Below are 26,286 nucleotides of genomic sequence, written 5' to 3' on the forward strand. Positions count from 1 at the left end.
CCTTTGAAAAGGCCCGGCGACGCAGCGGCCGCCGGGCCAGTCTACACATCAGAAGCGGTAGTTGAAGCCCGCCATGAAGCGGCGGCCATAAGTCTGGTAATTGCGGATCTGGATCGACGCGCCGGTATCCACCGAAACAAAGGGTTCGTCGGTCAGATTCTGCCCCTGCAGGAAGAGCGACAGCCCCTCCAGCGCGCTGCCCTTCTGGAAATCATAGCCGATTTGTCCGTCGACGATGGTTTCGCTGAGCGCGCGGCGCAGCTCCCGCTCGCCGCCAAAGCCCACAAACTGGCCGACGAAAGAGGAGCGGTAGCGGACCGAACCGCGCGCAGAGAAGCCCCACTTCTCGAAGAACAGCGTGCCGTTGGCGACCCAGCGCGAATAATCGGGCAGGTCTTCGGACGATGCGCCCACGCCCGGCTTGATGCTGGTCTTGGTATAGCCGAGGCCACCGGTCAGGCCGAAGCCGTCCAGCGCCGGCGTCACCACTTCGAACGGCACGGTTCCGGCCAGTTCAAAGCCATAGAGCTTGCCGCCCTTGCCATTGACCGGGCGGGTCAGCGTGCCTTGCGGATCGGTGACGCCCGGCGGCAGGAGGATGGGCAGGCCCGTATAATCGAACGCCGCCGTCTCGCGATAGACATAGCTTTGCAGCTTCTTGGCGAAGAGCTGGACGCCCAGATAGCCCTTGGTGCCGAAATATTTCTCGAAATTGAGGTCCGCTGCCCAGGCGCGATAGGGGCGCAGCGTGGGATTGCCGCCGGTGCCGGTGATGACGCCGCTGGCGGTGTTGTAGCCATAGTCGAGGCTGACTTTCATATCCTCGAACCGGGGGCGCTGGATTTCGCGTGCGGCCGACAGGCGGATCACGAAATCACTCGGCATGCGCAGCGACAGGTTCATGCTGGGCAGCACGTCCCAATAGGTGGCGCCGCGCGTGGTGGGCACCAGATCGGCCGCCGCCAGATTGACGAAGCCGCGCGACTTCTGCTCGGTATTCTGGGCAAGGACGCCGATATTGCCCGTCAGTTCGGACGATCCGACCGGCTGGTTGATATTGGCCATCAGATAGGCGGACATGACCCGTTCGGTCACAGAATAGGCTTTGGCTGGCACATCCTTGCTGGGGTTCAATATCTTCTGATAAACGCCATCCTCCAGCAGCTTGAACGGATCGTAACTCAGCACCGGGCCAAGGCCTAGGAAGCTCAGGTCCGTGGCGGCCAGCCGATATTGCTGCGGCAGCACCAGCGACGTCGCGCCATTGGCGAGATTCAGCACATATTCTTCCGGCGTCTTCGCCTTGGTGCGGTCGGTATAGCCAAGGCCGACGGTGATCTTCGACAGGAAGCTGCCCTCGATCTCCTTGCCGAACTCGATCTGGTAGCTCTTGATCTCATCGTCGATGATGCGGTTGTTATAATAGCCTTCCTGATGGCCGAGCGGCGCGCCGCCGCCCCAGCCGAGCGGATCGGTCAGCACCATCAGATTGGGGTCGCTATAGTCCAGCAAATGGCTGGTGAAATGCGTGCCCTTGCCGTCGCTGACGAAGTCCAGCGTGTCGGTAGCGCCATTGCCCGCGCCCGGCCCGGTACCGGCATTGGATTCCAGCGAGAGTTCGCTGCGGTCGGTGCGCGAATAGCCGAAGTCGAAGCTGGCCGACCAGCCATCGTCACCGGTATATTTGGCGTTGAAGCCGCCGGAGAAGATGGTCGATTTACGCTCATAGCCATGGTTGTTCACCACCGCCTCGACATTGGTGAAGGTGCCGCTGTTGATGAAATTGCCGTCGGTCGTTTCGCTGCCCGCAACGGGGGTGGCGCTGCTCCAGAACAGCGGAACCTCGACCCCGCGCTTGATCTGCTTGTCCTTGAAGTCGCCATAGAAACCGTCGAAGGTCAGCAGCAACGTATCGGTCGCCTGCATCTGGACGCTGCCCTGAATGCCGAGACGCTTGAGTTGAGTCGACACGCCGAAGGGCTTCACCCCGCCGATCACCTTGCGGCCGTCGCTGGTGTCGGCATAGCCCCAGGCTTCGAACTCCTTCGACTGATAGGGTTCATCGCTATAGGCGACCGACAGGGCGACACCGATCCGGTCCCCGGCGAACTGGTCGACATAGGTGCCGGTCAGGCGATAGCCTTTGTCCTTGCTGTCGGCATTGACCTTGCCAAGGTCCGCATAGACGCCGCGCGCGCCCACGGCGATCATCTGCTTGCCATAGTCGAGCGGGCGGATGGTGCGGATGTCCACGGTGCCGACCAGACCCTGATGGATGAGGTTGGCCTGCGGCGTCTTGTAGACGTCGACGCGGCTGACGACTTCGGCGGGATATTGGTCGAATTCGACATTGCGCTGTTCGCCGGTCGATGTCTGCGGCCGGCCGTTGAGCGTGGTCGAGGACAGGTCGGCGCTGGCGCCGCGAATGGCGATCGAATTGGCGCGGCCGAACAGGCGCTGTGATGTCAGGCCGGGCAGGCGAGCGATGGATTCGCCGATGGAGGCGTCGGGCAGCTTGCCGATATCTTCGGCCGATACCGACTCCACGATCGTCTGCGCGTTCTTCTTGACGTTGACGGCGCTTTGCAGCGCGGCGCGGAAGCCGGTGACGATGATGGTGTCGTTCGCCCCGCCTTGCGGTGATGCGTCGGCCTGCGGCACATCCTGCGCGCACGCCGGGGCGGCGCTGCCCGCCATGACGATGGCAAAGATGGAAGCGCCCAGCAAATGGGCACGATTGAACTGATTGGCCACTATATCCTCTCCCCTATGGCATCGGCGAACCCCTTCACCGATGCTGGACCCTGTCTGTGCGGGCGTGGCCCTGTGGCACCACTGTCCTCGCTATGGCGCTGTTCTACGCCTGTAGCGATCGGTCCGGCCATAAGGCATACGTATACGCATAATTATGGCCCCTCCCGACTGTGGCGGCGGTGCAACGGATCGTTCGGGGCGAAAGGACGTAATTGCCTTGTTTTCCGTGCCGTCCTACCATGGCTGTGGCGCGGGCACCGCGCAGAAGGAGAGAGATGGGACGCCAGCCCAGCAGCAAGCCGACCAGCTTCGACATCGCCTATTTAGCCGGCGTGTCGCAGCCCACGGTCAGCCGCGCCCTGCGCGGATCGCGATCGGTCAGTCTGGCCACCCGCCAGCGGATCGAGGCGATTGCCCGCGATCTTAACTATTCGGTCGACAAAAATGCATCCTCGCTGCGCTCACAGCGATCCAACACGATCGCCTTGCTGTTCTTCGAAGATCCGACGCCCGACGAATCCAATATCAACCCTTTCTTTCTGGCGATGCTGGGATCAATCACGCGGCAATGCGGCGCACGCGGGCTGGACCTGCTGATCTCTTTCCAGAAGATGGAGGATGACTGGCATGTCCGCTATCAGGACAGCCATCGGGCCGACGGCCTGATCCTGCTCGGCTATGGCGATTATACGCTGTACGAGCGGCGTCTGACCGATCTGGTCGGCCATGGCACCCATTTTGTGCGCTGGGGATCGGTAGGTGAAGACACGATCGGTCCGACGGTGGGGTCGGACAACATTGGCGCGGGACGGCTGGCAGGCGACCATCTGCTGGGGCTTGGCCGCCATTACATCGCCTTTCTGGGGCATGCCGATCGCCATTATCCCGAATTTGCCGATCGCTATGCCGGCCTGTGTCAGGCGATGATGGCGCGGGGCGTGGCGCCCGATCCCGCGCTTCAGGTCGATGCCCTGACCGCCGAGGACGCCGGACAGGCCGCCGCCCGAACGCTGATCGCGCGGGGCGTGCCGTTCGACGCCATCTTCGCTGCCAGCGATCTGATCGCGATCGGGGCGATGCGCGCGCTGGCGGAGGCCGGCCTGTCCGTGCCGGGCGACGTTGCGATCGTCGGCTTTGACGATATTCCCGCCGCCAGCCTGACCAATCCGCCGCTCACCACCGTCATGCAGGATATCAAGGGCGCAGGAGCCTTGCTGGTCGACACACTGGTCGCGCGGATCGAAGATCGAGCGCCGCCGCCCGATATCCTTCAGGCGCGACTGGTGATCCGGCGCAGCACGGGCGGTTGACCCTTGCCTGCGGCCGACCATCATGCGAACGGCGACGGCTCCATCAGCCATCGCAGGAGCAGGGATGCATATCCTCATTTTGCCGGGAGACGGCATCGGTCCCGAAATCAGCGCAGCGACAAGGCAGGTGCTGGAGGCGGCGGACAAGGCCTTCTCGCTCAACCTGAGCTTTGAGGAAATGGCGATCGGCTTCGCGTCTCTGGCGGAGCAGGGGACCACCTGTCCCGACGGCGTACTGACGCGAATTCCGCAAGTGGACGGCGTAATCCTGGGGCCGGTGTCGCATTATGACTATCCCCCGCGCGATCAGGGCGGGATCAATCCTTCGGGCGAATTGCGCGTGCGCTTCAATCTGGGCGCGAACATCCGGCCTTGCCGGTCGCGCCCGGACCTCAGCATCCTGCGCAAGCCGATGGACCTGATCATCGTGCGCGAATGCACTGAGGGCTTTTATTCCGACCGCAACATGCATGCGGGCATTCCCGAATTCATGCCCGATCCCGACACCGCCCTGTCAGTGCGCAAGATCAGCGCGCAGGCCTGTCGCCGCGTCGCCCATGCGGCTTTCCGTCTGGCACAGGGTCGCCGCCGGAAAGTGGCGGCGGTTCACAAGGCCAATGTCCTCAAAATGTCCGACGGCCTGTTCCTGCGCGAAGTGCGCGCAGTCGCCACCCATTATCCCGATGTAGAACTGGAAGAGTTGATCGTGGACGCGACCGCCGCGCTGCTCATCCGCACGCCCGATCGGTTCGATGTCATCGTCACCACCAACATGTTCGGCGATATCCTGTCGGATGAGGCGTCCGAACTATGCGGCAGTCTGGGGCTGGGCGGGTCGATCAATGCGGGTGAAGATATCTGCGTCGCGCAGGCCCAGCATGGCTCAGCGCCTGATATCGCAGGCCGCAATGTCGCCAATCCGACATCGCTCATCTTGTCGGCCGCCATGCTCCTCGACTGGCGTGGCCATCGGGATGACAATGTCGCGCTGATCGAAGCCGCCGCTGCAATCGAACGGGCGGTGGATAAGGTGCTGGATGATCCGGCGCTACGCACCGCCGATGTGGGCGGGCAACAGGGCACGGACGCCTTCACCCGGTCGGTGATCGCCGCACTCTAACCCTGCTCGGCCGCGAAGCGAACGGAGATATGCGTGCCCGGTCCCTCCGGCGCGATCTCCACGCTGGCGCCCATGCGGGACGCGGCCGATTGCACGATCGCCAGCCCCAGTCCGGTGCCGTCCGGCCCGGTCTGGGCGTTCGCGCGGAAGAAGCGTTCGAACACTTTCTCATGATGTTCGCGTGCGATGCCGGGGCCGTCATCGCCGACCGTCAGCAGGATTGCGCCGCTCTGGTGCGACAGGGTGACGGTCACCATGCCGCCGCGACGATTATAGCGAATGCCATTGTCGATCAGATTGGCGATGATCTCAAACACCAAGGTCCGATGTGCTCGGACCCGATAGGCATGGCCATCTTCCGAATCGAGATTGAGTTCGACTTCGGCATGGATCGCCTGATTGATCAGCCGGGCGATGACGGCGGTGCTGACCTCCTTCAGATCGACCGATTCCAGCGGCGGAGCGGCACCTGCTTCCTCGGCACGCGCCAATGCCAGCAACTGCGTCACCAGCCGTTCCAGCCGCTGCACGGCGTCTGCAATTTCATCGAGCGCGGCGACCGATCCACGTCGCGCCAGTTCGATCTGCACGCGCAATACCGAAAGCGGCGTGCGCATCTGGTGCGAAGCATCGGCCGTGAAGCGACGCACGCCGCTGGTGGCGCGATCGAGTTGCGCCAGAAGATGGTCGAACGCCGTTGCCAGCGGCTCCAGCTCATTGGGCAGCGGCCCGGCGTCGAGGGGCGAGAAGTCGGGCCGCACGCCGGCGTCGCGCGCTTCCACCGACCGGCGTAATCGGGCCAGAGGACGCAGGCTCCATCCCAGCGCCGGGCGCAGCAGCATCACGGCAACGCCGACCAGCGCGACTTCGCCCAGCAGCAGGGCGACGATCAACTGCCCCGCCAGTGTCTTGCGATTGTCCAGCGTCTCGGCCACTTGCACGATGACCGGCTGTTCGATCCGGGGCAGCATCCGTTTCACCTCGGCAATACGGATGCCCTGATCGCGATAGGTCGAAAAGCGGAAGCGCGGCTGATCCACCAGCATCGTGTCGGGATCAGGCGCGGGCAGGTCGGCATAGCCGGTCAGCAATGCACGGCCTACGGCGATCCGGTAATAGACATTGTCGCGCTCATTATTTTCCAGCATGCCAAAGGCGGCGGGCGGCAGGTCCAGCGTCACTTCGCCGCGCTCCACCTGCACCGTCTCCGCGATCGCGCCCAGCGCGCCGCCCAGAACACGGTCGTTGGTCCGGCGCACCACGTCGGAAATCAGCGTTGCGCCGCCCACGCCGATGATGGCCGCCGCGCCCAGTAATGGCCCCAGCATCGCCGCCAGCAGGCGGGTGCGCAGCGCAATGGCGCGTGCCTTACCCGGCATCAAGCATATAGCCCACGCCGCGCACCGTGCGGATGCCGGGGCCATCGGGCGCCAGCTTGCCGCGCAATCGTGTGACATGCACTTCGATGGCGTTGCCGCCGACCGGCTCGTCGAACCCGAATACTTCGCCGATCAGCAATTCGCGCGGCACCACTTGCCCGGCGCGTGTCGCCAGCGACTCGAGCACCGCCAGTTCGCGTCGGCGCAGGTCGAGCGGCCGCCCGGCCACGTCGGCAGCGCCGGTTGAGCGGTTGATGGTGAGCGATCCCACGCTGATTTCCGGTGTCGGATCGCCACCGCGCCGCCGACCCAGCGCCCGCACCCGTGCTTCCAGTTCCTCGGGATCGAAGGGTTTGCGCAGATAATCGTCGGCGCCCAGGTCCAGTCCGCGCACCCGATCGTCCAGCGCATCGCGTGCGGTCAGCATCAGCACCGGCACCTTCTCGCCGCGCCGTCGCAGTTCCGCCAGCACGGCGAATCCATCGATATCAGGCAAGCCCACGTCAAGAATCACCAGCGCATAGGGTTCGCTGCCCACGACCGACAGCGCATCTTCCCCCGTCGCGACATGGTCCACGGCGTGGCCGCCCGCGCGAAGCAGGGCGGAAATGCTGCGCGCCAGCGCAGCGTCATCTTCGATCATCAAAATCCGAATGGGGCACCTGGTGCTGAAAGGTTGATGACAGCTTGGCTTCGTAACTGACCATCACATCTTATCCGACGACAGAAACGGAAAGCAAAGGACAGGGTGATGCGAAGGGTTATTCAGATACTGGCAGCGTTGGCAAGTCTGGCCATACCGGCCGCTACAGCCGTAGCGGAACGGCCGACCGGCTATCCGCGCTCCTACGATCAGTTGATTGCGGCTGCACAGACCGAACGGCAGGTCGTCGTCTATGCCAATGCCGATACGTCGGAAATGGCGCCGCTCATTCTCGCCTTCCAGCGTCGCTATCCGGGCGTCACCGTCCGCTATGCCGACCTTGGTTCCAACGAAATGTATCGGCGCTTTGTGGCGGAATCACGGGCGCGCAAGCCTTCGGCAGATCTCGTTTGGTCATCGGCCATGGATCAGCAGGTGAAGCTGATCAATGACGGTTTCGCTCAGGCCTATGCCAGCCCGGAAAAGCCGGCTCTGCCCGCATCGGCCGTCTGGAAGAATATGGGCTTCGGCATCACCGCCGAACCGATCGCCTATGTCTATAACAAGAAGGCGATTCCCCGGCCGCCCCAGAGCCATGCCGCGCTGGAGGCGATGCTGCGCAAGGATCGCCGGGCGCTGACCGGCAAGGTTGCGACTTTCGATCCGGCCCGATCGAACACCGGCTATCTCTATCTGACGCAGGACTTTGCCATCACCGGCGACACGGGGTCGCTGGTGGAGGCAATCGCGGCGACGCGCCCGACATTGTCGATCACGACCGAACCGATGCTGCGCGGCGTTGCCGAGGGAAAGCTCAGCATCGCCTATAATGTCATCGGGTCTTATGCGGTGGAACGGGCGCGGCGCGACCCGCGCATCGGCGTGATCTTTCCGCAGGATTACACCATCATCATGTCGCGCATCGCCTTCATCGCGCGGGAGGCGCGGCATCCCGCCGCCGCCAAACTTTTCCTCGATTTCCTGCTGTCGCGTCAGGGCCAATCCCTGCTCGCCCAGCACAGCCTCTGGCCGGTGCGCACCGACGCCCGTGGTCGCCGCCTGCCCGCCACACAGGCGCGACCGATCCGCGTCGGCCCCCAGCTTCTCGTCAATCTCGACCGCCTGAAACAGCAGCGCTTCCTGCGCGACTGGAACGCGGCCCTTGCTTCCGGAGCCCAACAGAAATGAACGCCTTCCTTCTGCGTGGCGGTTGCGCCGCGATGGCGCTGATCGCCGCCACGCCTGCTCTTGCCCAGACGCCCAGCGCGGACGAACTGGCCGCCCTCGTCAAGGCACAGGCAGCCGAAATTGCTGCGCTCAAGGCGCGCCTCGACAAGATCGAGGGGCAGGCTGTCGCGCAAAATGCTGCGCCTGTTGCTGCACAGCAGTCTGCACAACAGGTGGCGCAGCAACAGGCGAGCCAGCCTCTGGTCGTCACCCCCTTCGCGCCACAGATCGTCCCGCCCGGCCCGGCCGATATTGACGTGGCACAGGCGCGCGCCGTGGCCGCCAATCCGTCCGGCGTGACCACCGAATGGGGCGCGGGGCTGCCCGTCTTCCGCTCTGCCGACGGCGTCTTCACCTACAAGCCGCGCGGTCGCATATTGGTGGACGTCAGTTCCACCATGGGGTCCGACTATGCGGGTCGCAACACGACCACCACCGGCATGCGCGCGCTGCGTCTGGGTCTGGAAGGGGGCGTCGGCCCGCATTTCTTCTACCAGTTCGAAACCGACTTTTCCGAAAATGAAGTCGACATCGTCACCGCTTTCATGGGCTGGCGCAATCGGCTCAGCAGCAAGGTCGACTATGACGTCCGCGTCGGCCACCTGTTCAACGATCGCGCCTTCGAAGGCAGCACCGGGTCGGACTCCACGCCCTTCCTGGAGCGCGGCGTCGTTTCCACCGCGATCATTCCGCAGCGCGGCTTTTACGGCATCGGCGTGATGGGCCGCATGTTCGGTTCCAACTGGCACGCATCGGTCAGCGTGACCGGTGATCGGGTGGATGGCGAACAAACGACCAATGACAGCCGCACCGCCGCTTTCCGCGCGCACTGGAATCCGATCAAGACGGACAAGTCTCTCCTGCATGTCGGCGCATGGGGCTTTGACGAAGCCCTGTCGTCGGCCGCCACCACGCTGACGCGCAGCACTGTCATCGGCGGCCGCTTCAACGGCGCGGTGCGCGTGTCGACCGGCGAACTGCTCGGCGGCAAGTCGACCACCGGCTATGGCGTCGAACTGGGCGGCTATACCGGCGGCCTCTGGGTCATGGGTGAGGCCGGCCGTCGCGTGGCGCGCCTGACCGGTGGCCGCCCCGATTTCGAAAGCAAGGCGTGGAGCGTGTCCACCGGCTATTTCCTGACCGGCGAACTGCCGCCCTATAACCCGCGTCTCGGCAGCTTCGGCCAGCCCAATGTCCTCGACCCCGTCCTGAACGGCGGATCGGGGGCGATCGAACTGACCGCCCGCTATGAAAATCTGGATTATACCGACCTCGTCCTGGGTGGCGACGGCTGGGCCGCGACGCTGGGCGTGAACTGGTATCTCAACAGCTTCACCCGCATTCAGGTGAACGGCATCCACTGGCGCACCAACAACCGCGCCGGAACCTATACCGGCAGCGACGACGGCCAGACCGTCAGCGCGCGTGTCGGCGTGACCTTCTGATCCTTCTTCCTCCCGCCTCTTCAAGGACGCAGCGATGAACCTTGCCCTGCTCGGCTTCCTGATGGTCGCCACCTTCATGACGCTGATCATGACCAAAAAGATGACGCCGCTGGTCGCGCTGATCATCATTCCCTCGTTGTTCGGCGTCATCGCCGGGCAGGCGGCGGGCCTTGGCGACATGATGATCGACGGCATCAAGAATCTGGCGCCGACCGGCGTCATGCTGCTGTTCGCCATCCTCTTTTTCTCGACCATGACGGATACGGGCCTGTTCGATCCGCTCGTCGGCCGACTGGTGAAGCTGGTCCATGGCGACCCGCTGCTGATCCTGCTGGGGTCGGTCGTGCTGTGCGCGATCGTCAGCCTCGATGGCGACGGGTCGACGACCTACATCATCACCTGTGCCGCCTTGCTGCCGCTGTACAAGCGGTTCGACATGAAGCGCATCTACCTCGTCTGCCTTTTGATGGTGACGAGCGGGATCATGAACCTGACCCCCTGGGGCGGCCCGACCGCCCGCGCGGCGAGCGCGCTGAAGCTGGACCCCGCCACCCTGTTCCTGCCGCTGATCCCCGGCATGATCGCGGGCCTTGCCTTCCTGCTCGGCCTCGCCTTCTGGTTCGGTATCAAGGAACGCCGTCGTCTGGGTCATGTCCATCTGCCGCAGCGTGAAGCGGTCGACATCGCCGATCTGGGCGTGTCGCAATATCCCGAAGCCCGCCGCCCGCATTTGCGCCTGTTCAACGCCGCGCTGGTAGTCGCGCTGCTCGGCCTGCTGGTCTGGGGTATTCTCCCCCTCTCGGTGCTGATGATGATCGCCTTCGCCATCGCCATGATCGTCAACTATCCCGGCGTCGCCCAACAGAAGGAACGGATCGCTGCCCATGCCGGTAACGTCTTGTCGGTCGTGTCGCTGATCTTTGCGGCGGGCATCTTCACTGGCATCCTCGGCGGCACTGGCATGGTGGAGGCCATGAGCAAGGAAGTCGTCGGCGTCATCCCGCCCGCGCTCGGGCCTTATATGGCGCCGATCACCGCCTTGCTCTCCATGCCCTTCACCTTCTTCATCTCCAATGACGCTTTCTATTTCGGTATGCTGCCCATATTGGCGGAGGCCGGATCGCATTATGGCGTCGATCCGATGGCGATTGCCCGCGCGTCGCTGATGGGTCAGCCGGTCCATCTGCTCAGCCCGCTGGTGCCGTCCACCTATCTGCTGGTCAGCCTGGCCGGTATCGACTTGGCCGATCATCAGCGTTTCACGCTGTTGCCGGCGGCGGCGGTCTGCGTCGTCATGACGCTGGTCGGCATGATCGCACTGGCCTTCCCCTTCGTTGCCTGACGGGTCGCAACCGGTCAAACACCGGGCAACGCAGAGCGCCCTCCGCTTCCTGGCAGCCATCGCTGTCGGGGCAGCGGGGGGCGCTTTGTTCCTGGAGATCGGCGCACCCCTGCCATGGGTGCTGGGTTCCATGGCCGCCTGCGCCATCGCCAGTGTCGTGGGCCTGCCGATACAGGCATCCTCCGCCACCCGTCGCCCGATGGCGGCGGTGATCGGCGTTGTGCTGGGCAGCAGCTTTGGTCCGCACCTCTTGCCGCAGGCGCGCGACTGGATCATTCCGCTCCTCGCCTTGCCCTTCTTCCTGGCCAGCGCGGCGCTGCTATGCGTCACCTATTTCCGCAGGGTCGCAAAGTTCGACCCCGCCACCGCCTATTTCGCCGGCATGCCCGGCGGCATCGCCGAAATGGTGGTGATGGGTGCAGAGCGGGGCGCGGACGAACGCACCATCGGCCTTATCCACGGCGCGCGCATCTTCTTCGTTGTCTTCATCCTGCCCTTCCTCATTCGGCTGGACCATGGCCCGGTCGCCATCGCGCCAACGGCGGCCGTCACCGGCGAGGTGGTGGCGGACTGGTCGCTCCTGCTATGGGTCGGGGGGTGCGTGGCGCTGGGCCTGTTTCTGGGCAAGCTTCTGCGCCTGCCTGCCTGGCATCTCGTCGGTCCGCTGGCCGTCAGCGCGGCCGTACATATGAGCGGCCTTGCCGATTTTCGCATCCCCGGTTGGGCGCTGGCCGCCGCACAAGTCGGCCTTGGCGCGACCATTGGTTGCCGCTTCGTCGGCCTCACAATGAAGGCTTTGCTGCACACCCTGGCGCTGGCGGCGGGATCGACGCTGATCCTGCTGGCCGTCACCTTCGCCTGGGCGGCGGGTATCGGCGCCTTGACCGGCCTTGATCCGGTGCTGCTGACGCTGGCCTATTCGCCCGGCGGCCTTGCCGAAATGAGCATGGTGGCGCTCAGTCTGGCGCTGGAGCCGGGCGTGGTCATCATCCATCACCTGACCCGCGTGGTGCTGGTCCTGATCGCGGCGCCGCTGGGTTTCAGGACGCTGGCCCGTCAGCCTATCGACTGACACAAAAAAAGGGCGGCTGATCCGATCGAACCGGATCAGCCGCCCTCTTTATATCCTGATCAGAAGAGCGTGATCAGACCCGTCACCGGATCGATCGCGCCTTCATAGATCATCTTGCCCGCGACATAGAGGATCACCAGCAGGCCGAAATAGGCGATCGCCCGATAACGTTCGATCACGCGGGCCAGCAAATTCGCGGCAATACCCATCAGGGCGACCGACAGGATCAGGCCCACGATCAGGATGCCGGGATGTTCCCGCGCTGCGCCGGCTACCGCCAGCACATTGTCCAGGCTCATCGACACGTCGGCAATCGCGACGGCCCAAGCCGCTTGCGCAAAGCCCTTGGGCGCAGCCTTTCCGGCGATATCCTCACCATCTTCGGCTTCGCCACCCGAACGCAGCTCCCGCCACATCTTCCATGCGACCCAGACCAGCAGCAGGCCACCGGCGAAGACCAGTCCGACCAGCTGCATCAGTTCCGTGACGACCAGGGCAAAGGCGATCCGTAGGACCAGCGCAGCGATCACGCCGATCGCGATCACCTTGCGCCGCGACGCGGCTGGCAGACCGGCGGCCAATGCGCCGACGACGATGGCATTGTCCGCCGCCAGCATGATGTCGATCAGCACGACCTGACCGAAAGCGGCCAGCGCGGATGGAGAGCCGAGATTGGAAAAATCGGCCACGATATGGGTCCAGATGTCGTTCATAAATCCTCTCGCCGTTCGCAGGGCGGGTCTGGACGCTGCCGACGCATCGAACGGCCTGTGGCGCACGGGCGTCGCGGTCCCTGCGGCATCGGCCACATGGATGACGGGCCGGTTAGAGAGGGAAGCTGTCATCAACCTTTCAGCCCGGAGAGGCGGCTGAACAGGGATGAGGAGGGGGCAGGCGGCATGGATATCCACGCCGCCCGCCGGATAATCAGGATGTAACGATTACTTCCGCTGCGCCTCACTCGCGTCGCGGGTAGCGCGGAATTCGCTGTCCGCCGACCAGTTGGGCCAGACATGGCTATCGGCGACGCGGCGACCGACATTGTAGAGCAGGGTCATGTCGCCTTGCCAGCTGCTGGTGTCCCAGTTGGCGTCATATTCGTCGGCCGGCTGGTGGTAGCGATCGCGGGTGTAGATATCGCTCAGTTCCTTGCCGCGCGCCGCGCCGCCATTCACCAGTTCTCGCCCCGGATTGAAGGAAATGGCGGGCACGCCGCGCTTGGCCATGGAGAAATGGTCCGAACGGTAGAAGCTGCCTGCTTCCGGCCGCGCGTCAGGCGTATAGTGGCGGCCCAGCTTCTCGCCTTCTTCGGTCAGCAGGTCCAGCATGCCCAGCTTGGCCGAACCCGAGATGCTGAAATTGGTGGTCTTTTCGATACCCAGCGGCCCATCCATATTGATGACGCCGGCCGTCGTCGCCAGCGGCCGCAATGGGCTGTCAGCATAATATTCGGACCCCAACAGGCCCTTTTCTTCCGCCGTCACCGCCAGGAACAGCACGCTGCGTTCGGGTTTCGGCCCCTTGGCATAGGCGCGCGCCAGCTCCAGCAGCGCGGCGGTGCCCGAAGCATTGTCGCGCGCGCCATTATAGATGGTGTCGCCCTTCGCGTCCGGCGCGCCTATGCCCAGATGGTCCCAATGCGCCGAATAGATGACGGTTTCGTCCGGATATTTGCTGCCCTGCACCAGCCCGGCGACATTGTGCGAGGTGATGATTTCCGACTTTACCGCATAGTCGGCGCTCATCGTCGCCTTCAGCGGGATCGGCTGGAAATCCTTCCTGCGGGCCGCCGCCTTGGCCGCGTCGAAATCGATGCCCGATGCCGCGAACAGCCTGGCGGCCAGATCCTTCTGCACCCAACCTTCCATCTGCGTGTGCGCGGACTTCGGATCGGCGCGGACAATGTCGAACATGGTGTTGGTGTTGCTGTTCTTGACCGTCGCCCAGCCATAGGAGGCCGGTTCGCTTTCATGCACCACCAGCACGCCGGCCGCGCCCTGCCGCGCGGCTTCCTCATATTTATAGGTCCAACGGCCATAATAGGTCATCAGCTTGCCGCCGAAATCGCCTTCGCCGCCTTCGAAGTCCGGGTCGTTGACCAGCACGACCATGATCTTGCCCTTCAGGTCCACGCCCTTGAAATCGTCCCAGCCGCGCTCGGGCGCCTTCACGCCATAGCCGACGAAGACCAGCGGCAGATCGGCGAACTTGACCGAAGACTGGCCCGTTTCGGCGGCACGGATCGCAACCTCACCGCCCTGCGTCAGGGGCTGGGCCGTGCCGCCAATCGTCATCGACAGGGTCGGCGCGCCGCTGATGTTCGACATGCGCAGCGGCACGTCCTGAAACCATGTGCCCTTCTGCCCCGCAGGCTTCAGGCCCGCCGCCTTCATCTGCCCGGCGACATAGTCGATGGTCTTGGTTTCGGCGCGAGTGGCCGGCCCGCGACCTTCAAATTCGTCGCTCGACAGCGTCTTGATGTCGTTGCTGATCCGCGCGACGTCGAAGGTCGGGGCCGATCCCGCGGCGATCGCCATGGCCGACGTGGAAAGCAGCCCGGCAACCGCCAGGAACGACAGGGATTTGAAAGAGGGCAACATGGTCAGGATACTCCTCGGCCGCAGCGCGGCTGATGACGATAGGGGGATCAGTTCGATCCGCTGACGCGGATAATGCCGATCCCGCGCGCGATGTCGATATGCGTTCCAAAGGGTTGCGACAGGCGCTGCAACCGGGCGAGGATACGCGCGCCAACCGTCGCGTCCGCCAGATGCGGCACGCCGCGTCCCGCGCCCGTCGCGTTGACGCCCAGATCCACGGGATAGAGGCGGATTTCGCTGAGCTTGCCATCCTTATACTGGCTGACCGCGATCACCGTTTCATACAGGTTGGGATCGCCAAATTCCTTCGCCCCGCGCGCCTGAAGCAGCTCGGGTGCGGTCACGCTGCCCGGCGTGATGCCGAACTGGTCGTACATGTCGGCCGGCAGGTCATCGAGGCTGTTGTTCATCATCGCAAAGTTGCCGAGCGAATAGAAGATCGGCTTGCCCTTGTAGATTTCGATGCCGCGCAGCTGATGCGGGCCATGGCCGACATAGACGTCCGCCCCGGCATCGATCGCCTGATGCGCCAGCGTCGGCGCGAAATTGGCGGGCGTCTGAAAGGCATTGCCCGGTTCATGATTGTGCAGCGAGAAAATGGTGAAATTGCCGTTCTGATGCGCCTGACGGACGGCGAGCAGATTGGCGTTCACATCCTTGGCATTCAGATCATATTCGATCGTCATCGGCGTCGCCGGATTGGCCGTCGCACGATATTCGCGGCCCTTCATCTTGACCGGTGCGCCTGCCTTGGTCCCGGCGAGACGGGCGATAGTCGCCAGATCGGCGTCGGATACCAGCCCGATCTCCGTGCTGCGGATCGCATTCGCGCCGCCGCGTCCCGGCACCTGACCCAGCGGGTCGGAGGCTGGCGACATCGGCGTGAAGCTGGTGGTGGCGGAAATCAGCCCGACACGGCCATGCGGCCCGTCAAAATAGGCGGGGGCCCGCGCCGCCGTCATGCTGCGGCCGGTGCCGGCATGGACCAGATGCGCGCCGTCCAGCAGGTCGAGCGTGTCATACAGACCCTCGACGCCCCAGTCGGTGGCGTGGTTGTTGGCATGGCCGACGATATCGATGCCCATCTTTGCGACGTCGCCCGGCACGGCGGGATCGGCCAGCATCCAGGTGCCGCCCGATTCCGCCTGTGGCGATCCCTTGAAGGTCTTGAGGTCGAGTGCCGTCGTTTCGAAATTGCCGAAGGTCACGTCCGCGCCACGCAGGATGGCCAGCATGTCGGGCGATTGCTTCTCGATCGTCGCCAGCATCGGGCGCAGATAGATAAGGTCGCCGACCGCCGCGAAGCGGAAGGTACCGGCGATCGGCGTGCTCGGCACGGTTGCCGTCGTCAGCTTGCCGCCGCTTTCCTCTTCCTCCGCATGGGACGGGAGGGCGACGGTCATCATCAGGGCAGCGCCCGCCAGAGACAGGCTGCGCAGCGCCTTGCGGCGGAATGAAATGGGCAACGGCATGGAATTTCCCCTTGGCTCCGGCCGGGATCGGCTTTGCCATGGGGATAGCCGCAGCGGCTGACATGAACCTGTCACACAGGCAGCTGCCCGCCCGGCGGCGCGTCAGGCGATGTCGGACCGGAAACGGACGATGGCGCACAAGCCCTTGCCCGATCGCCCGTCCTCAAGGCTGATCGTCGCGCCCATCCGTTCGGCGATGGCGCGGGCGATCGGCAGGCCCAGTCCGGTTCCGGCGGGCGCCTTGCGATTGGGGATGCGATAGAAACGCTCCCACACCTTTTCCCGTTCGGCCGCCGAAATGCCGGGTCCATCATCGTCGATCGCGACGATGGCGCCCTCTTCATCGCGATCGACATGCACCGAAACGCTGCCACCCGGACGATTGTAGCGGATGGCATTGTCGAGCAGATTGCCGATCAGCTCGGCCGCCAGTGTTGGCTGGCCCACCGCCATGACCGGGCCTTCCACGCTCTTGTCATAGCCGATGTCGATGTCGGCCGGCGCCTGCGCCGCCCGCTCTCCAGTCACGGTGGCGGCCACCTCCGCCAAGTCGAAGGGGCGCAATTGCGTGCCGACCTGATCCTCGCTGCGGGCGAGGGCAATCAGCTGGCGCAGCAATTGCTCCAGCGAATCGATGGCATGGGGAATGTCCTGCAAGGCCGCCTTGCCCTGCGGCGACGTCGGGCCATAGCGATCGAGCACGTCCAGTTGCACCCGCGCGACGGCCAGCGGCGTGCGCATCTGGTGCGATGCATTGGACGTAAACTGCCGCAGCGAGTCGGTCGCCCTTTCCAGCCGCGCCATCAGCCCGTTGAAGGCCGCAACGAAAGGCTGCATCTCGACCGGCCCAGTTTCTGGTGTTTCCAGCCGGAACGTCGCTGGCGCATCGCGTCGTGCCATATCGACCTGCTGGGTGAGATCCACCAGCGGGCGCAACCCCCATTCGATCGCCCACCAGAACAGCATGCCGGTCAGGATCAGGGCGGCCAGCCCCGCCAGCACCACCTGTTGCAGGAAGGTGCGTTCATAGGCGGCGCGATCGTCCATATAGTCGGCGACCTGAATCGCGATCAGCTCCGTGTTGCCCTGCGCCCGGCGCACCTCCGTCGCGATCCGCGCAGGCTTCCCGTGCAGCGTGCCACTGCGCAGATAGGCCGCCTGCGTGACCTGACGGGCGTCAGCAGGGTCAAGATAGCCCCGCACCATGCGGTTTTCGCGATAGGCGTTGACGAACGTGGTTGGCTTGTGCCGGTCGAGCACGCCATCCCATGTCGCGCGATAATCGCCGGGCGGCAGCAAAGCCGGGTCGCCCGCGATCAGGGTCTGTCCGCGATAGACGCTGTAGAGGACCACGGGCCGCGCACGCCGTCGCAACAGGTGGATCACCAGCGGCACCAGTCGTTCCCGGTCGGCCGCCGGGCTGTTGTAAGCCAGACTGAGCGTCCGCACCGATCCGATCAGCACCCGGTCGACTGTATTGGCTTCGGTGTCATGCGTGACCAGCGCCGTGATGACGCAGAACAGCAGCACCAGCGCCGCCAGCGGCATCAATACCGCGCCGGTCAGGCGAAGCCGGAGGGAATGGGGGGATTGCCGCATTAAAGGATCGTCAGGCCGCTTCGATCATGTAGCCAAGGCCCCGGATCGTGCGGATCGCCGGGCCGGACGGCTGCAACTTCTTGCGCAGGCGGCCGACATAGACTTCCAGCGCATTGGGCGTCACCGCATCGTCGAAATTGAAGATTTCGGCCGACAGGCGCTCCTTGGCCACGACCTTGCCGGGCCGTCCCATCAACGTCTCCAGCACGGCTAGTTCGCGGCGGCGCAGGTCCAGTATCACATCGTCCAGATAGACCGTCCGGCTTGACCGGTCAAAGGTCAGCGCGCCGATGCGCATCACCGGATCGGGCGATCCCTGACTGCGGCGGACCAGCGCCCGAATACGCGATTCCAGTTCGCGCGGGTCGAAGGGCTTGGCCATATAATCGACGGCGCCCCGGTCCAGCCCGTTGATCCGGTCGTCGATCATGTCGCGTGCCGTCAGGATCAGGATCGGCGTTGCCGCGCCGCGCGCGCGCAACTGGCTCAGCACGTCCAGCCCGTCCATGTCCGGCAGGCCCAGATCCAGCACGATCGCGCAATAGGGTTCCTGGCTCGCCAGTCGCAATGCCTCTTCGCCGCTGGTCAATATGTCGACGGCAAAACCAGCTGCTTCCAGCGATGCGACCATGCCGCGCGCCAGCCGCTCATCATCTTCCACCAGCAACAACCGCATAACACACTCCGTGACGCGGCATCCTCTCGAAGGCAGCAGGAAATTGCGCCGTGCATGACCCATTCCGACCCAAAAGGGAAGGCCGGGACTCGCTTGCTTGCCATTGATTGCGTGTAGTCGCTGTCTTTCCCGCTTGTGTCAGGTTCATGACAGCGACTCCGGTTAAGGCATAGCACAACCGCGCCACAGGCAGCGGACCGACAAGATCAGCGCGCGCCCACGGAAGGCGCGCGCAAGGGGAATCAGACATGACGATCAAGCTGCCTTCGCTTGCGGGGGCGTTCCTGTCCTTCTGTGTTGCCGGTACGGCCAGCGCCGCCGCGCCCGCTCCGGCCGACCCGGCCAGCCTCGCCCGGCTGGATGCCCTGTTCGCGCGCTGGGCCAAGCCCGATGCGCCCGGCTGCGCCGTCGCCGTTTCGCGCGAGGGACAGGCGATCGCGACCCGGGCCTATGGCATGGCCAGCCTGGAACTGGGCGTGCCGATCAGCACCGATTCCATCTTCGAAGCCGGTTCCGATTCCAAGCAGTTCACCGCTGCCGCCACGCTTATGCTGGCGCGCGCGGGTAAGTTGTCGCTGGACGATGATATTCGCAAGTTCGTGCTGGAAATGCCCGATTACGGCACGCCGGTCACCATCCGCCACCTGCTGCACCACACCAGCGGTCTGCGCGACTGGGGCTCGGTCGCCGCGATCGAAGGTTGGCCGCGCAACAGCCGCACTGCCGACAATCAGGATATGCTGAACATCGTCGCGCGCCAGAAGGAACTGAACTTCGCGCCCGGCAGCCATTATCTGTACAGCAACACCAATTTCAATCTGCTGGCGATCATCGTCGCCCGCGTCAGCGGCCAGTCGCTCGCCGACTTCACCCAGGATCATATCTTCAAGCCGCTGGGCATGACCCATACCCGCTGGCGCGACGATCATGCCGATGTCGTCGCTGGCCGCACCGGCGCCTATGAATTTGAAGATGGCGTCTATCGCAACGATCAGGTGATCGAGGATGCCTATGGCAATGGCGGCCTGCTGACCACGGTAGGCGATCTGGTGAAGTGGCAGGCGGCGCTGGATGCCGACACATTCGGCCCCGGTTTCACCGAAACGATGCAGACCCCCACCAAGCTGAATGATGGCACGCCGATCGCTTATGCGCTGGCGTTGGTGAACCTCGATCATCATGGCGTGCAGGAAGTCAGCCATTCGGGGTCGACCGGCGGCTATCGCGCATGGATGGCGCGCTATCCGCAGCAGAAGCTGGCCGTGTCGCTGCTCTGCAATACAGGCAATGCCGATACGCCGACGCTGGGTCGCGATGTCGCCGACATCTTCCTGCCCGCTTACACTGCCAAGCCCTACACGCCCAAGGGCGCGCTGCCTTCGGGTGTCTATGCCGATGGCATGACCGGCTTCCCTGTCCGCTTCGACAGCGACGACAAGGGCAATCTGCGCGCCGATGGCAAAGTGCTGAAGCCGGTCGGTCCGGGCCGCTGGGCGCAGCGCGAGGATATCTTCGCTTTCGGCAAGACCGGCCTGACGCTCGAACATCGGGAGGGCGAGAAGGTCGCCTATCGAAAGGTCGATGCCGTCACCGCTTTCGATCCCAAGCCCTATGTCGGCCGCTTCTGCGGTGTCGACACCTTCGCCTGCCTCAGCTTCCGGCAGGATGGCGACACGCTGATCTACAGCGGTCCGCGCTGGTACAACCAGTCGCTGACGCCGGCCTATGCCGACGTCTTCACTGGCGAAGCGATGCCGCAATCCTCGCGCATCACGGTCAAGTTCGAACGCGATGCGAATGGGGCCGTCACGGGCCTGCGCTTTGGCGAAGGCCGCGCCTACGACGTCGCCTTCCGCCGCGTCGCCGACTGATCTTTCAGGACATTACACAAGAGCCGCTCGGGTCGCGGCCATAATCAAAGCAAGAGCATAAGGGGACTATCAAGATGCGTTACAATGAAGAAGGACTACGCCGCCTGCTGATGGCGGGGACTGCCGGCGCCGCTCTGGTGCTGTCGCTCGCCACCCCGTCTGTCGCCATGGCACAGGACGCCGCGCCTGCCGCTGCCGATGAAGCCGCCGAAGAAGCGGCCCCGGCGATCGTCGTCACCGGATCGCGCATCGACCGCAAGGGTTTCGAAGCGCCGACGCCGACCACCGTTATCGGCGACACCGAACTGCGTCAGGGCGCGCGTCCCAGCATCGCGCAGGTTCTGAACGACCTGCCGCAGTTCCGCGCGACCCAGTCGCCGGCCAGCACGGTCGCCAACACCAACTCCTCCTCCTCGGCGATGGACCTTCGCGGTCTGGGCGTCACGCGCACGCTGACCCTGCTCAACAACCGTCGCTTCACTGGCGCGAGCGACCTCAACACCGTGCCGCAGGGTCTGGTGAAGCGCGTCGAAGTCGTCACCGGCGGCGCATCGGCAGCCTGGGGTTCGGGCGCGATTGGCGGCGTGGTCAACATCATCCTCGACGATGATCTGGAAGGCCTGACGCTGGGCGCGCAGAACGGCCTGTCCTCGCGCGGCGACGGCTATCGTTACAGCCTCGACGCCACCTTTGGCACGAAGTTCGCTGATGGTCGCGGTCACTTCATGATCGGCGGCGAATATCAGAAGGATGACGGCATTCTCGACCGCAATTCGCGCAAGAATGTCGGCAGCGCCAACCTCTTCTCGCCGACCAGCGGCGACCATGACTATATCCTGGTGCGCGACGTCAACGCTTCGAACACCAGCCTGGGCGGCCTCATCAACGCGGGTTCGCTCAAGGGCCAGACGTTCAACGCGGACGGCACGCTGCGCGACTTCGTCTATGGCAGCCAGATCAGCGGCACGACCATGGTCGGCGGCGAAGGCGTGGCCACCAATGACGAATATGCGCTGACCAACCCCTATCAGCGCGTCAACAGCTATGCCCGCGCCAGCTTTGAAGTCGGCGACGCCACCTTCTGGGCGGATGGCAGCTACAGCCGCATCTGGGCGAAATATCCCTTCTATGCGGAAAGCGGCACCTACACCCTGTCGGCGACCAACCCCTATCTGTCGTCGGACATCCAGAGCCAGCTGGCCGCCGCCAAAGAAACCACCGTCAAGATCGGCCGCGTGTTCGAGGATTATGGCTACCGCACCTTCGGCTATTATCGCCAGAATATCGAAGGCGCGATCGGCGTCGACGGCAGCTTCGCGGACGGCAAGTGGCGCTATTCGGCTTATTATAGCCATGGCGAAAACCGCAACATGCAGAGCTATGACAACCAGATCAACGGCACGAAGCTGAGCAACGCGCTCGACGCGGTGACGGATTCGAGCGGCAACATCGTCTGCCGTGTCACCCTGACCAACGCAAATTCCGGCTGTTCGCCGCTCAACATCCTGGGCACCGGCACCGCCAGCCAGGCCGCGATCGACTATGTGTTCGGCGATGTCGCCAAGGTCATCTACACGACCAAGCTCGACACCACCGGCGCCAGCCTGCGCGGTGATCCCTTCTCCACCTGGGCCGGCCCGGTTTCGGTCGCCTTCGGTGCCGAAGCGCGCTGGGAAGAACAGGTCACCAACAGCCTCGACGCCGTTTCGGCTGCCAAGGGCTTCAGCCGCTTCAACTTCTCCCCGCTTGACGGCGGCTTCAACGTGCAGGAAGCCTTTGGCGAAGTGGCGATCCCGCTGCTCGACCAGCCGTTCAGCAAGCTCGACGTCAATGGCGCGGCCCGGTACAGCCGCTACAGCACCAGCGGTGGCATCTGGTCGTGGAAGCTGGGTCTGACCGACCGCATCTTCGACAACCTGCTGATCCGTGCGTCGCGTTCGCGTGACATTCGCTCGGGCAGCCTGGCTGAACTGTTCACTACCAGCACGACCAGCTTCACCACGGTTGCCGAAACGGATGATGAGGGCAAGAGCCACACCTATTCCGTCACCCGCTATGGTGGCGGCAACGCGAACCTGAAGCCGGAAATCGGCAGCACGCTGACGCTGGGCGCGGTGTTCACGCCGACCTTCCTGCCGGGCTTCAACCTGTCGGTCGACTATTATAACATCAAGCTGAAGGACGCGATCACCTCGCTCGGTGCGCAGGACGTGGTCAGCGGTTGCGCCAACGGCAATACCGACCTGTGCAGCCAGATCGAACGTAACGCCGCTGGTGAACCGACCACCATCTACACCACCTATATCAATCTGGCCGAGTACAAGACCAGCGGTGTGGACGTTGAAGCGACCTACACCCTGCCGCTCAGCAAGGTCAGCAGCGGTATGGGCGGCACGATGCGCTTCCGTGGCTTGGCCACCTATGTCGACAAGGTGCTGATCAACGATGGCACGACCGTCGTGGACCGTGCTGGCGACGTGGGCGACAATGTCAGCTTCGGCACGCCGCACTGGCGCGCCACCGGATCGATCAACTACACCAATCAGGATGTGTCGATCGACGCCCGCGTCCGCTATGTCGGCGGCGGCAAGTTCAACCATGCGCTGGACATCGCCAACAACGACATCGCGGCCCGCGTCTATGTCGACCTGGGTGGTCAGGTGAACATCGACAAGTTCACCCTGTTCGCCAACGTCAACAACCTGTTCGATCGCGATCCGCCGCTGACCACCTATGGCGCGATCCACTATGACACGATCGGCCGTTACATGACTGTCGGGGCGAAGGTTCGCTTCTGATCCTGACTGTCGAATGAAAAAGGAAAGGGCGGCGTGTCGCAGGACGCGCCGCCCTTTGCGCTATCTGGCAGATTGGATTTGATAATTTCCTGCCGGCACGCATTATGCGACCTCCAGCCGGAGCAGCATGACCTTGCCTGAACAGACTCTCTCTACGCTTTCCACCCCCGCCCTGATCCTCGACGCCGACCGGATGGACCGCAATATCGCGCGTCTGCGGGATCGTCTGGATGGACTGGGCGTAAACCTGCGTCCGCACCTCAAAACCGCCAAGTCGGTCGACGTCGCGCATCGTCTGATGACCACGCCGCACGGACCGGCCACCGTGTCGACGCTGCGTGAAGCGCAGTTGTTCGCGCAGGCGGGAGTATGCGACATCATCTACGCGGTCGGGATCAGCCCCGACAAGCTGCCCGCCATATTGGCGCTGAAAGCCGAAGGCATCGACATTGCCGTCGTGCTGGATTCCGTGGAGCAGGCGCAGGCGGTGGCCCGTGCATCGCGGGATGCAGGCGTCGCTATCCCCGCCCTGATAGAGGTGGATTGCGACGGCCATCGATCGGGCGTCCGGCCGAATGATCACGCCGCACAGCTTGCCATCGCGTCGGCGCTGGCGGACGGCGCGGAATTGCGCGGCGTGCTGACCCATGCCGGCGGCAGCTATGGCGCGCGCGGCGATGAAGCCTTGCGCGCCTGCGCGGAGGAAGAAAGGCTGGCGGTCGTGTCCACGGCGGACTGGCTGCGGGCCAATGGCTTTCCCTGCCCGGTCGTCAGCGTGGGATCGACGCCGACCGCGCATTTCGGCACCAGCTTCGACGGCGTGACGGAAGTCCGCGCCGGGGTCTTCGTCTTTTTCGACCTGGTGATGGCGGGCATCGGCGTGTGCACGATCGATGATATTGCCCTGTCGCTTCTGTCCACCGTTATCGGTCATCAGCGCGAAAAGGGCTGGATATTGGTCGATGCCGGCTGGATGGCGCTGTCCCGCGATCGGGGTACGGCCCGGCAGGCGGTGGATCAGGGCTATGGTCTGGTCTGCGATCAACATGGTCGCCCCTTCGGCGATCTGATCGTGGCGGATGCCAATCAGGAACATGGTATATTGGCGTTGCGGCCGGGCTCCAGCGGAACGCTGCCCGATCTTGCGATTGGGGACAGGGTTCGCATCCTTCCCAATCACGCCTGCGCGACGGGCGCGCAGCATGATCGCTATCATGTCCTGTCGGGGGGGACTCAATCGATAGAGGCCGTCTGGCCAAGATTTGGAGGATGGTGATGCAAGTCGAAACTATCTCGACACCCGATGCACCGCAGCCCGCCGGCCATTATGCGCAGGCGACCAAGGCCAACGGCTTCGTCTTCATATCCGGCCAGTTGCCGGTCGATCCTGCCGTTGGGGTAAGGGCGGACCTGAGCTTCGACGATCAGGCAAGGCTGGCGATCGGCAACATGCTGGCCATCCTGTCCGCCGCCGGCAGCGATCCCGGCCATCTCGCGCGCGTGACCGCCTATATCGTCGGCGTCGAAAACTGGCCGGCCTTCAACGCCGTCTATGCCGCCATGCTGCCCGATGCGCGGCCGGCGCGGACCGTGGTGCCGGTTGCCGAACTCCATCATGGCTGCCTCGTCGAAATCGACGCCATCGCCCTGGCATCGGGCGACTGATCCTTCTGCCCGCAAGAGGATGAGCCAGCCATTCACCATGGTTGCGCTTGCATCTGCCCTGCCATTGGGGAAAGTTGCCTTCCTGTCCAGGGAGATCGCTCCATGTCCGTCGCCATCACCCCGCCATCGACCGGCTCGACCAGCGTGATATTGCCCGCGCGGCCGGAACCGATCCGGGTCGATCCGGCCAGCAGCGCGGTCATCGTCATCGACATGCAGAATGCCTATGCCTCGCCGGGCGGTTATGTCGATCTGGCGGGCTTCGATATCAGCGGCGCGGCTGGCGTGATCGGCCGGATCGCGCAGGTGCTGGACGTGGCGCGTGGTGCGGGAATGCCCATAGTCTATCTGCAAAATGGCTGGGACAGTGATTATGTGGAGGCGGGCGGCCCCGGATCGCCCAACTGGCACAAGTCGAACGCGCTCAAGACCATGCGCGCCCGGCCGGATTTGCAGGGGCAGCTTCTGGCGCGCGGCGGCTGGGACTATGAACTGGTCGATGCACTTAGCCCCCGGCCCGGCGACATTCGCGTTCACAAGACCCGCTACAGCGCCTTCTTCAACAGCCAGCTTGACAGCGTCCTGCGCGCGCGTGGCGTGCGCACCCTGATCTTCGTCGGCATCGCCAGCAATGTCTGCGTCGAATCCACGCTGCGCGATGCCTTCCACCTCGAATATTTCAGCGTCATGCTGGACGACGCCACCCATCATCTGGGGCCGGATTTCGTCCATCAGGCAACGCTCTACAATGTCGAGAAATTCTTTGGCTGGGTCAGCAATGTCGCGGATTTCTGCGGCAGCGTAGGCCAGTTGCCGCAAGGAGCCGCCTGATGCCGTTCGAACCGATCAACCCGCCGCAATTTCCGACGCCGATCGCGCCCTATTCGGCCGGGGCGAAGGCAGGCAACACCGTCTATGTCTCCGGCGTGCTGGCGCTGGGGGAGGGCGGCGCGGTGCTGCATGTGGGGGACGCCGCCGCCCAGACCCGCCATGTGCTCGATGTGATCAAGGTGACGCTGGAAGCGGCCGGCGCCAGCCTGGAGGATGTGGCGATGAACCATATCTTCCTCAAGGATCTGGCCGACTATGCCGCGTTCAACAGCGTCTATGCGGAGTATTTCCCCGGCGCCAAACCCGCCCGCTACTGCATCCGCGCCGATCTGGTGAAGCCTGACTGCCTGGTCGAAATCGCCTCGGTGGCGCATATCTGATGCCGGCATCCCGCTTCGCCTCTTCCGTCATCCTGAACTTGTTTCAGGATCCATCATGCCGGATCGAGCGAAGGTCCGAGGGGAGGAATGGATGCTGAAACA

General features: G+C 64.1%; 20 protein-coding genes. 12 read left to right on the top strand and 8 right to left on the bottom strand.

All coding sequences use genetic code 11. The features are described 5' to 3' along the window. Nucleotides 1–48 precede the first annotated feature (48 nt). Nucleotides 49–2,697, bottom strand: coding sequence for a TonB-dependent receptor (locus tag BMX92_RS13845; protein WP_093017578.1), 2,649 nt, complete (start codon nucleotides 2,695–2,697; stop codon nucleotides 49–51). A 332-nt stretch (nucleotides 2,698–3,029) separates the two neighbouring features. Between BMX92_RS13845 and BMX92_RS13850 the strand changes: the two genes are divergently transcribed. Both BMX92_RS13850 and BMX92_RS13855 read left to right on the top strand, forming a co-directional pair. Continuing rightward, the gene (locus BMX92_RS13850) at nucleotides 3,030–4,064 is read left to right on the top strand and encodes a LacI family DNA-binding transcriptional regulator (RefSeq protein ID WP_093017432.1); all 1,035 of its coding nucleotides are present in this window, start codon (nucleotides 3,030–3,032) and stop codon (nucleotides 4,062–4,064) included. A 64-nt stretch (nucleotides 4,065–4,128) separates the two neighbouring features. After that, on the top strand, nucleotides 4,129–5,184 hold the full coding sequence (locus tag BMX92_RS13855; RefSeq protein ID WP_093017434.1) for an isocitrate/isopropylmalate dehydrogenase family protein: 1,056 nt from the start codon (nucleotides 4,129–4,131) through the stop codon (nucleotides 5,182–5,184). On the opposite strand, the gene BMX92_RS13860 is transcribed toward BMX92_RS13855, so the two are convergent. Both BMX92_RS13860 and BMX92_RS13865 read right to left on the bottom strand, forming a co-directional pair. Continuing rightward, a complete protein-coding gene (locus tag BMX92_RS13860) occupies nucleotides 5,181–6,563 on the bottom strand; it encodes a sensor histidine kinase (RefSeq protein ID WP_093017436.1) in 1,383 nt (460 codons plus the stop codon). The genes BMX92_RS13855 and BMX92_RS13860 overlap by 4 nt on opposite strands. Continuing rightward, nucleotides 6,553–7,206 carry a response regulator gene (locus BMX92_RS13865; RefSeq protein ID WP_093017438.1) on the bottom strand — a complete coding sequence of 218 codons (654 nt, stop codon included), beginning with the start codon at nucleotides 7,204–7,206 and terminating at the stop codon, nucleotides 6,553–6,555. Before BMX92_RS13865 ends, BMX92_RS13860 begins: the two co-directional genes overlap by 11 nt. A 108-nt stretch (nucleotides 7,207–7,314) precedes the next feature. Here BMX92_RS13865 and BMX92_RS13870 point away from each other — a divergent pair, with 108 nt between their 5' ends. Genes BMX92_RS13870 through BMX92_RS13885 form a run of 4 tightly spaced genes read left to right on the top strand, consistent with a single transcriptional unit; the run spans nucleotide 7,315 to nucleotide 12,292 of the window. Then, nucleotides 7,315–8,394 (top strand): ABC transporter substrate-binding protein, encoded by a 1,080-nt coding sequence (locus BMX92_RS13870; protein WP_093017440.1) that lies wholly within the window; start codon nucleotides 7,315–7,317, stop codon nucleotides 8,392–8,394. After that, nucleotides 8,391–9,878 (top strand): OprO/OprP family phosphate-selective porin, encoded by a 1,488-nt coding sequence (locus BMX92_RS13875; protein WP_093017442.1) that lies wholly within the window; start codon nucleotides 8,391–8,393, stop codon nucleotides 9,876–9,878. Before BMX92_RS13870 ends, BMX92_RS13875 begins: the two co-directional genes overlap by 4 nt. Before the next feature lie 34 nt (nucleotides 9,879–9,912). After that, on the top strand, nucleotides 9,913–11,220 hold the full coding sequence (locus BMX92_RS13880) for a CitMHS family transporter (protein WP_093017444.1): 1,308 nt from the start codon (nucleotides 9,913–9,915) through the stop codon (nucleotides 11,218–11,220). After that, a complete protein-coding gene (locus tag BMX92_RS13885) occupies nucleotides 11,213–12,292 on the top strand; it encodes an AbrB family transcriptional regulator (RefSeq protein WP_093017446.1) in 1,080 nt (359 codons plus the stop codon). The genes BMX92_RS13880 and BMX92_RS13885 overlap by 8 nt, the downstream gene beginning before the upstream one ends. Before the next feature lie 59 nt (nucleotides 12,293–12,351). Here BMX92_RS13885 and BMX92_RS13890 read toward each other — a convergent pair whose 3' ends face one another. The 5 genes from BMX92_RS13890 to BMX92_RS13910 all read right to left on the bottom strand — a co-directional run bounded on the left by BMX92_RS13890 (nucleotide 12,352) and on the right by BMX92_RS13910 (nucleotide 18,639). Then, nucleotides 12,352–13,005 carry a YjbE family putative metal transport protein gene (locus tag BMX92_RS13890; protein WP_093017448.1) on the bottom strand — a complete coding sequence of 218 codons (654 nt, stop codon included), beginning with the start codon at nucleotides 13,003–13,005 and terminating at the stop codon, nucleotides 12,352–12,354. 228 nt (nucleotides 13,006–13,233) lie between these two features. Beyond that, the gene (locus BMX92_RS13895; protein WP_093017450.1) at nucleotides 13,234–14,892 is read right to left on the bottom strand and encodes a M28 family metallopeptidase; all 1,659 of its coding nucleotides are present in this window, start codon (nucleotides 14,890–14,892) and stop codon (nucleotides 13,234–13,236) included. Nucleotides 14,893–14,939: 47 nt separating this feature from the next. Then, complete coding sequence (locus tag BMX92_RS13900; RefSeq protein WP_093017452.1) at nucleotides 14,940–16,364, bottom strand: CapA family protein; 1,425 nt, start codon at nucleotides 16,362–16,364, stop codon at nucleotides 14,940–14,942. 102 nt (nucleotides 16,365–16,466) lie between these two features. Continuing rightward, nucleotides 16,467–17,963: a sensor histidine kinase gene (locus BMX92_RS13905; RefSeq protein WP_093017454.1), complete on the bottom strand. Its 1,497-nt coding sequence runs from the start codon at nucleotides 17,961–17,963 to the stop codon at nucleotides 16,467–16,469. 10 nt (nucleotides 17,964–17,973) lie between these two features. Then, a complete protein-coding gene (locus BMX92_RS13910) occupies nucleotides 17,974–18,639 on the bottom strand; it encodes a response regulator (protein ID WP_093017456.1) in 666 nt (221 codons plus the stop codon). Between the two features lie 248 nt (nucleotides 18,640–18,887). On the opposite strand from BMX92_RS13910, the gene BMX92_RS13915 reads away from it, so the two are divergent. From BMX92_RS13915 to rutC, 6 genes are all read left to right on the top strand, one after another. Then, on the top strand, nucleotides 18,888–20,510 hold the full coding sequence (locus BMX92_RS13915; RefSeq protein WP_093017458.1) for a serine hydrolase domain-containing protein: 1,623 nt from the start codon (nucleotides 18,888–18,890) through the stop codon (nucleotides 20,508–20,510). Between the two features lie 74 nt (nucleotides 20,511–20,584). Continuing rightward, on the top strand, nucleotides 20,585–23,308 hold the full coding sequence (locus BMX92_RS13920) for a TonB-dependent receptor domain-containing protein (RefSeq protein WP_093017460.1): 2,724 nt from the start codon (nucleotides 20,585–20,587) through the stop codon (nucleotides 23,306–23,308). A gap of 127 nt (nucleotides 23,309–23,435) precedes the next feature. Next, entirely contained in the window at nucleotides 23,436–24,584 is a 1,149-nt protein-coding gene (locus tag BMX92_RS13925) for a DSD1 family PLP-dependent enzyme (protein WP_177185046.1), read from the top strand. Further along, a complete protein-coding gene (locus BMX92_RS13930; RefSeq protein ID WP_371262343.1) occupies nucleotides 24,584–24,973 on the top strand; it encodes a RidA family protein in 390 nt (129 codons plus the stop codon). The genes BMX92_RS13925 and BMX92_RS13930 overlap by 1 nt, the downstream gene beginning before the upstream one ends. Nucleotides 24,974–25,075: 102 nt before the next feature. Next, nucleotides 25,076–25,804, top strand: coding sequence for a pyrimidine utilization protein B (gene rutB / locus BMX92_RS13935; RefSeq protein ID WP_093017466.1), 729 nt, complete (start codon nucleotides 25,076–25,078; stop codon nucleotides 25,802–25,804). Continuing rightward, entirely contained in the window at nucleotides 25,804–26,184 is a 381-nt protein-coding gene (gene rutC, locus BMX92_RS13940) for a pyrimidine utilization protein C (protein WP_093017468.1), read from the top strand. The genes rutB and rutC overlap by 1 nt, the downstream gene beginning before the upstream one ends. Nucleotides 26,185–26,286 lie beyond the last annotated feature (102 nt).

The sequence above is a fragment of the Sphingobium sp. YR768 genome, assembly GCF_900111125.1.
Lineage (GTDB): Bacteria > Pseudomonadota > Alphaproteobacteria > Sphingomonadales > Sphingomonadaceae > Sphingobium.